The organism is Pseudomonas kitaguniensis (assembly GCF_009296165.1).
Classification (GTDB): Bacteria; Pseudomonadota; Gammaproteobacteria; order Pseudomonadales; family Pseudomonadaceae; genus Aquipseudomonas; species Aquipseudomonas kitaguniensis.
On record NZ_VUAZ01000245.1, the window covers coordinates 1 to 7,324 of the forward strand.

The window sequence follows — 7,324 nt, forward strand, 5'->3', positions numbered from 1 at the left end:
GCAACCCAACCTGAATTAGCTCCATTCCAACTGGAATTGACTGCAACCCAACCTGAATTAGCTGCATTCCAACTGGAATTAACTGCAACCCAACCTGAATTAGCTGCAGTCCAACTGGAATTGACTGCAGTCCAACCTGAATTGGTTGCAGTCCAACTGGAATTACCTGCACTCCAACTGAAGAAATGCAGTCAACTGTGGGAGGGGGCTTGCTCCCGATTGCGGTCTTAAAGGTTACGAATACCTAAGCGCATGCGCCGGCTCTATTTTCGCCGCACGATACGCCGGGTACAGCGTCGCCAAAAAGCTCAATACAAAACCCGCCGAACAAATCAGCAGCACATCCCCGCCCTGCAGTTCCGACGGCAAGTTGCTGACAAAATACACGTCGGAACTAAAAATATGCTGCCCGCTCACCCGCTCCAGCCAGCCCACCAGTTCACTCACGTTCAGCGCCGCGATCACGCCCAGCACGCCGCCAATCAAGGTGCCGACAATGCCGATCACCGTGCCCTGCACCATGAAAATAGCCATGATCTGCCGAGGTGTGGCGCCAATGGTGCGCAAAATAGCAATATCCGCGCCCTTGTCGTTCACCACCATGATAAGCGTGGCGATGATGTTGAACGCAGCCACGGCGACGATCATCAGCAACAGCAGGCCGATCATGGTCTTTTCCATTTTCATTGCGCTGAACAGGCTGCCCTGGGTGTGGGTCCAGTCATCCGGCTTGTAGCCCGTGCCCAGGCTGGCAGCGATGTCCGCCGAGACCTTGGGCGCCGCGTACAAGTCTTTCACCGCCAGGCGCACGCTTTGCACCTGGTTCGGCTGCCAATGCTGCATCTGGGCGGCGTCGGCCATGTGAATCAATGCCATCGAGCCATCCAGCTCGGCGCCGACCTTGAAGATACCGACCACGTTCAAACGCTGCATACGCGGGGTGATGCCACCCGGCGCGCTGCTGATTTCAGGCACGATCAGGGTCAGCTTGTCGCCCACGTTGAGGCGAAAACGCCGCGCGGTGATTTCGCCGACCACCACACCGAACTCGCCGGGTTTCAGGTCGTCCAGTTTGCCGCGCACAATATGCTGAGCCACGATCGAAACCTTGCCTTCCTGAGCCGGGTCAATACCGCTGATCTCGATCGGCTGCATCGCGCCCTTGTAGGAGAACATGCCGTCCATTTGGGTAAACGGTACGGCGGCAGTCACCTCGGGGTTTTTCATCGCAGCAGCGGCCACCGGCTGCCAATCATCAATCGGGTTTACGCCGACGATGGTGGCGTGCGGCACCATGCCGAGGATGCGTGAGCTCATTTCGCGCTGAAAGCCGTTCATCACCGACAACACCACAATCATCGCCAACACGCCCAGGGCGAGGCCGATCATCGAGGTCATCGAGATAAACGAAACAAAACGGTTGCGGCGCTTGGCGCGGGTATAGCGCGTGCCGATGAAAATCGATAACGGTCTGAACATTCGCGTGCACCGCCTGAAAAAATGAAAAAGCCCGGCGCCAGGCGCCAGGCTTGAAACGGGTCAGATGGCGACCAAGTGACCTTCCTGCAGGTGCAACACACGGTCCATCTGGCGGGCCATGCTCATGTCATGGGTCACCACCAGGAACGCGGTGCGCATCTGGGTGCTCAGTTCCAGCATCAAGTCCTTGATGCCCTGCGCGGTGTGGGAGTCGAGGTTGCCGGTCGGCTCGTCGAGCATCACCAAGCCCGGGTTATTGACCAGGGCGCGGGCGATTGCCACACGCTGGCGCTCACCGCCGGACAATTCGGCCGGTTTGTGCTCCAGGCGATGGCCAAGGCCGACGCGCTCCAGCAACGCCTTGGCACGCTGGCGCGCCTCTGGAATAGCGGTTTTGCCGATCAACAGCGGCATGCACACGTTTTCCAGCGCGGTGAACTCGGCCAGCAAGTGGTGAAACTGGTACACAAAACCCAGCGAACGGTTACGCAGTTGGCCGCGCGCCTTTTCATTCAAGGCCGACAGTTCTTCACCGGCCAGCCACACGCTGCCCTGGGACGGCGTATCCAGGCCGCCCAGCAGGTTGAGCAAGGTACTTTTGCCGGAACCGGAACTGCCGACAATTGCCACGCGCTCGCCGGGGTGCAGCTCAAGCTGCAAATTGGACAACACCACGACCGATTCCGGCCCTTCCTCGTAGGACTTGCCCAGGTTGCGGCAGCTCAGGATTGCTTTTTCACTCATGCCCGATTCACTCATAACGTAAGGCCTGTGCTGGCTGGGTACGTGCCGCGCGCCAGGCTGGATACAGGGTGGCAAGGAAACTCAAGACCAACGCGGCGCCACCGACCATCAACACATCCTGGGCTTGAACCTGGGACGGCAAGTAATCGATAAAGTAGACGTCTGCGTTGAGAAACTTGTGGCCGATGACTTTTTCCAGCGCGGCGATGGCGGCGCTGACGTTCAGCGCGGCCAGAATGCCGACCGCTGTGCCGATCAAGGTGCCAACCACGCCGATCACCGTGCCCTGCACCATAAAGATCGCCATGATCTGCCCCGGCGTGGCGCCGAGGGTGCGCAGGATGGCGATATCGCCCTTCTTGTCGTTCACCACCATTACCAGGGTCGAGATGATGTTGAACGCAGCCACCGCGACGATCAGCAGCAACAGCAAGCCGATCATGGCTTTTTCCATGCGGATGGCCTGGTACAGGTTGCCGTGGGTGCGGGTCCAGTCGCGGGCGTAATACTGCGACTCACCCAGGTGCTGGGCGATTTCCCAGGCGCCGCGCGGTGCGTCGAACAGGTCGTTGAACTTGAGGCGCAGGCCCTGCACCTGGTCCGGCTTCCAGCGGTGCAGCCGGGCCAGGTCGGTGAGGTTGGTCAGGCCGAGGTAGCCGTCGATCTCGCCAGCGCCAACGTGGAAGGTGCCGACCACGTTGAAGCGCTTCATGCGCGGGAACATGCCGGCCGGGGTCACGGTGACTTCCGGCGCGACGAAGGTCAGCTTGTCGCCGATGTTCACGCCGAGCTTGGCCGCCGCCTTGTCGCCGATCACGATGCCAAAGCTGCCGGGCGCCAAATCGTCAAGTTTGCCCTGCAGCATGAACTTGTCGATGATCGAGACCTTGCGCTCCTGGGCCGGGTCGATGGCATTCAGCAGAATTTTCTGCACCTTGCCGTCGTGGGTCAGCAACCCCTGCATCTGGGTGAATGGCGCAACCGCCACCACCTTGGGGTTTTGCTTGACCTTGTCGGCCAGGCTTTGCCAGTCGCTGATAGGCGCGTCGCCCTCGATGGTCGCGTGGGGCACCATGCCCAACACGCGGGTGCGCATCTCATGATCGAAGCCGTTCATCACCGACAGCACCACAATCATCACGACCACGCCCAAGGCGAGCCCGATCATCGAGGTCAAGGAAATGAACGACACAAAATGATTGCGGCGCTTTGCACGGGTATAACGCGTGCCAATAAATACGAAGAGAGGTCTGAACATGTCGGGGCTTGTTCGGAGGAAAAGAAGACGTCCCAGTGGCGGGGTCAGGTAAGCAGCTTTACACTCAGACCATTACCGCTACTTTGGGTTCGCCATGTCGACATTAGATGAAGAAGAACGCCGCGAATACTACCGTATCGACGACATGATCGCACTCCAAATCAGCACGCTCTCTGCTCCCGACGCGGCGAGCAAGGAAGTGTTGCTGGATGATTCGCCGCTGTTCAACCTGCTCAGCGAATTGCACCTCAGCGAATTCGAAGCCCAGCACCTGCTACGCCAGATCAACGAGAAAGATCGCAGCCTGGCGGCCTTCCTCAAGGTCCAGAACAAACGTGTCGACCTGCTCAGCCAAATCATGGCGCGCGGCTTGCTGGATGAGGTCGGCGCGCCACAGCCGGTGATCATTTCCGAAGGCGGTATCGACTTCCAGCACCCCACGCACTTGGCGCCCGGCGCGCACCTGGCGGTCAAGCTGGTGCTGATGCCGCAAGCGCTGGGCCTGTTGCTGCGCGCCCGCGTGACGCAGTGCGATGCCAAGGCTGACGGGTTTGCGGTGGCCACGGAATTTGAATCAATGACCGATGCCCAACGCCAACTGCTGGCGCGCTACATCCTGCAGAAACAAGCCCAGGAACGACGCCTGGCGCGCGAACAGAGCGACGCCCAAGACACCTGAATGTGTATTACCCCGCCAAAAAACCTGGCGCAAAGGAGCAACTGTGACCCTGATCTACGGCCACCGCGGTGCCAAAGGCGAAGCACCGGAAAACACCCTGACCAGCTTCCAGGAGTGCCTCAAGCACGGTGTACGCCGCTGCGAACTGGATTTGCACCTGTCAATGGACGGCGAGTTGATGGTCATCCACGACCCGACCCTTAAACGCACCACCGACCGGCGCGGCAAAGTCGTCGAGTACTCGGCGGCCGACCTGGTGAAAATGGACGCGCGCAAAGGCGGCCCGGGCTGGGTGCAACCCTGCCCGATCCCACGCCTGGAAGAGTTGTTCGAGCAATGCGACTTTGACCACTGGCAACTGGAAGTCAAAAGCGCCTCACGCACGCGCGCCGCGACCACCGTGCTGGCGATTCGTGAGATGGCCGTACGTTTTGGCCTGATGGACAAGGTCACCGTGACCTCAAGCTCGCGCGAAGTATTAAAAGCCGCGGTTGATCTGACCCCGGACCTGTCACGTGGCCTGGTCGCAGAATACGCGTGGCTCGACCCGCTGAAGGTCGCGCAAAACTACGGCTGTGAATACCTGGCGTTGAACTGGACGTTGTGCACCCCCGAGCGATTGGAAAAAGCCCAGCGCCAGGGTTTGCACGTGTCGGTGTGGACAGTCAACGAACCTGCGCTGATGCGCAGGCTCGCCGACTTCGGCGTAGATAGCCTGATTACAGACTTTCCCGGTTTGGCCACTGCCACCCTCGAGAATTACTGAAATCGGTCTCCCCGGCCGGCTCAGGCCACCGGCCGGAGCCGCTCAAAAAAGCCGGTTGAGGCCGTCGTAGGCCGCTACCCGATAGGCTTCAGCCATGGTCGGGTAGTTGAACGTGGTGTTTACAAAGTACTTGAGGGTATTTTGCTCACCCGGCTGGTTCATGATCGCCTGGCCGATGTGCACGATTTCCGAGGCCTGGTAGCCGAAGCAATGCACACCGAGCACCTCAAGCGTTTCACGGTGGAACAGAATCTTCAGCATGCCTTGCGGCTCACCGGCGATCTGCGCACGCGCCATGCTCTTGAAGAACGCTTTGCCGACTTCGTAAGGCACCTTGGCCTTGGTCAGTTCGTGTTCGTTCTTGCCGATCGAGCTGATCTCGGGAATCGTGTAGATCCCGGTCGGCACGTCGTTCACATAACGCCAGCTACCGTTATCAATAATGCTGCCTGCCGCCGAGCGGCCTTGGTCATGCGCAGCACTGGCCAGGCTTGGCCAGCCGATCACGTCACCGGCGCCATAAATATTCGCCACGCAGGTGCGGTAATCCTCGTCCACCTCGATCTGGCCACGGCTGTTGACCTTGACCCCGATGTTTTCCATGCCCAGCTTGTCGGTGTTGCCGGTACGGCCGTTGCACCACAGCAGGGCGTCGGCCTTGATTTTCTTGCCGGACTTGAGGTGCAGGATCACGCCGTTGTCGAGGCCTTCGACGCGCTCGTACTCTTCGTTGTGGCGCACGGTGATGTTGTTGTTGCTGAAGTGGTAGCTCAACGCCTGGGAAATTTCCGAGTCGAGGAAGCTCAGCAACTGATCACGGTTATCCACCAGCTCGACCAATACACCGAGGCCGCTGAAAATCGACGCGTATTCGCAACCGATCACACCAGCGCCATAGATAATCAGTTTGCGCGGGGTATGGCCCAAGCTGAGGATGGTGTCGCTATCGTAGATACGCGGGTGGTGAAAATCGATATCCGCCGGGCGATACGGGCGCGAGCCGGTGGCGATGATGATGTGCTTGGCCACCAGCTTTTCGACCACGCCGTTGGCGCAGACCACTTCGATGGTTTGCTCGTCGGCGAAACTGCCGGTGCCGAAGAACAGGTCAACGCGGTTACGCGCGTAGTAACCGGTGCGCGAGGCGACTTGTTTGGCGATCACTTTTTCGGCGCTTTTCAACACGTCGGGGAACGAGAACCAGCGCGGCTCACCAATCGCCCGGAACATCGGGTTGGTGTTGAACTGCATGATCTGGCGCACCGAGTGACGCAAGGCCTTGGACGGGATGGTGCCCAGGTGGGTGCAGTTACCGCCGACCTGGCGACGGCTATCGACCATCGCCACCTTGCGCCCCGCTTTGGCGGCATTCATCGCCGCACCTTCTCCAGCCGGGCCGGAACCCAGTACCACCACGTCGTAGTTGTAGACAGCCATGCGTACTCCTCAGAACAGGCCAGGCGCACGGTTGAACGCCTGGCTAAATCATGCCGCGGCCAGCGGGCATGAAGGACAATTTGGCTCAAGTGTGTGAACCGGGGCACAGTCTATATAAGGCTCAACGCCGCGCACATTAACCCTTGGTCGCGTCGTAGGCCAGTCTTGCCTTTACTACAGGCACAGTAAACTGGCATTACACTGCTGACACTCATCTTTGCAGGACACATCATTATGCGGTATGTCGTTTTGTATTTATTGCTGATTTTTTCTGTAACCGGGCAAGCAAGTGAGGCGGACCGGCTCAAGCAGGCGGGTTTTCCTGCGCAGTCTGATGAACTGGCGTTGAAAAACCAGGCGGTGCTGGTCTATTTGTGGGCGGATGTGTATGCGGCAGCGCTGTATGCCCCGGCCGACACCCGCGCGAAGCAGGCCTGGGACCAGCAAAAGCCGCTACGACTTGAGCTGTATTACTTTCGTGATATAGACCGCAATGATGTGATCAAGGCCGCCACCGCCACCCTGGAGCGTCAGCAGGCCAGCCCGCGCTTGAAGCCTGAGATTGAAAAGCTGCATGCGCGCTTTCGCGATATTCGCAGCGGCGATCGGTATGCCCTGGATTTTCGCCCGCGGCGAGGTTTGAACCTGGAAATCAATGGCGAGGTGGTGTTCAGCAGTCGCGATGACGCGCTGGCGCGGGCCTATCTGGGAATCTGGCTGGCGCCGAAGGGCTTGTCTGATGAATTGCGCGGCAAACTGCTCAAATAATCGGGTGTGTCATGCACATCTGTATTCACTGAACCACCGCCATCGGGAGCAAGCCCCCTCCCACAGTTGACTGTATTCACACATCAATCTGTGGGGGGCTTGTCACCACATTTACTGCATTCACACATCCACCTGTGGAAGGGCTTGCCCCCACATTCACTGCATCCACACATCAACCTGTGGTGAGAGGCTT

8 protein-coding genes are annotated in these 7,324 nt (G+C 59.2%); 4 read left to right on the forward strand and 4 right to left on the reverse strand.

The annotated features are described in order from the left end of the window. Positions 1–231, forward strand: a 231-nt coding sequence (locus F0169_RS27595) for a hypothetical protein (RefSeq protein WP_206670190.1), incomplete at its 5' end; no start/stop codon positions are given. 3 nt (positions 232–234) lie between these two features. Here F0169_RS27595 and F0169_RS27095 read toward each other — a convergent pair. From F0169_RS27095 to F0169_RS27105, 3 genes are read right to left on the reverse strand one after another with little or no spacing between them, the layout of a single operon-like run. After that, entirely contained in the window at positions 235–1,479 is a 1,245-nt protein-coding gene (locus F0169_RS27095) for a lipoprotein-releasing ABC transporter permease subunit (protein ID WP_058411011.1), read from the reverse strand. 60 nt (positions 1,480–1,539) lie between these two features. After that, positions 1,540–2,223, reverse strand: a complete 684-nt coding sequence (gene lolD, locus F0169_RS27100) for a lipoprotein-releasing ABC transporter ATP-binding protein LolD (protein WP_162839862.1) — start codon at positions 2,221–2,223, stop codon at positions 1,540–1,542. Between the two features lie 7 nt (positions 2,224–2,230). Then, on the reverse strand, positions 2,231–3,481 hold the full coding sequence (locus tag F0169_RS27105; RefSeq protein ID WP_152748142.1) for a lipoprotein-releasing ABC transporter permease subunit: 1,251 nt from the start codon (positions 3,479–3,481) through the stop codon (positions 2,231–2,233). A 94-nt stretch (positions 3,482–3,575) separates the two neighbouring features. Between F0169_RS27105 and F0169_RS27110 the strand changes: the two genes are divergently transcribed. Together F0169_RS27110 and F0169_RS27115 are read left to right on the forward strand one after the other, a co-directional pair. Next, positions 3,576–4,160 carry a PilZ domain-containing protein gene (locus F0169_RS27110; protein WP_058411014.1) on the forward strand — a complete coding sequence of 195 codons (585 nt, stop codon included), beginning with the start codon at positions 3,576–3,578 and terminating at the stop codon, positions 4,158–4,160. Between the two features lie 43 nt (positions 4,161–4,203). Beyond that, the gene (locus F0169_RS27115) at positions 4,204–4,926 is read left to right on the forward strand and encodes a glycerophosphodiester phosphodiesterase (protein WP_099238773.1); all 723 of its coding nucleotides are present in this window, start codon (positions 4,204–4,206) and stop codon (positions 4,924–4,926) included. Between the two features lie 42 nt (positions 4,927–4,968). Here F0169_RS27115 and sthA read toward each other — a convergent pair whose 3' ends face one another. Further along, complete coding sequence (gene sthA / locus F0169_RS27120; protein WP_058411016.1) at positions 4,969–6,363, reverse strand: Si-specific NAD(P)(+) transhydrogenase; 1,395 nt, start codon at positions 6,361–6,363, stop codon at positions 4,969–4,971. 234 nt (positions 6,364–6,597) lie between these two features. On the opposite strand from sthA, the gene F0169_RS27125 reads away from it, so the two are divergent. After that, positions 6,598–7,131: a chalcone isomerase family protein gene (locus F0169_RS27125; RefSeq protein ID WP_152748143.1), complete on the forward strand. Its 534-nt coding sequence runs from the start codon at positions 6,598–6,600 to the stop codon at positions 7,129–7,131. Positions 7,132–7,324 lie beyond the last annotated feature (193 nt).

Bases quoted from the DNA above. Each gene is read 5' to 3' on its own strand.
- F0169_RS27095 (WP_058411011.1), bottom strand. From the start codon at position 1,479: ATGTTCAGACCGTTATCGATTTTCATCGGCACGCGCTATACCCGCGCC.
- lolD (WP_162839862.1), bottom strand. From the start codon at position 2,223: ATGAGTGAAAAAGCAATCCTGAGCTGCCGCAACCTGGGCAAGTCCTAC.
- F0169_RS27105 (WP_152748142.1), bottom strand. From the start codon at position 3,481: ATGTTCAGACCTCTCTTCGTATTTATTGGCACGCGTTATACCCGTGCA.
- F0169_RS27110 (WP_058411014.1), top strand. From the start codon at position 3,576: ATGTCGACATTAGATGAAGAAGAACGCCGCGAATACTACCGTATCGAC.
- sthA (WP_058411016.1), bottom strand. From the start codon at position 6,363: ATGGCTGTCTACAACTACGACGTGGTGGTACTGGGTTCCGGCCCGGCT.
- F0169_RS27125 (WP_152748143.1), top strand. From the start codon at position 6,598: ATGCGGTATGTCGTTTTGTATTTATTGCTGATTTTTTCTGTAACCGGG.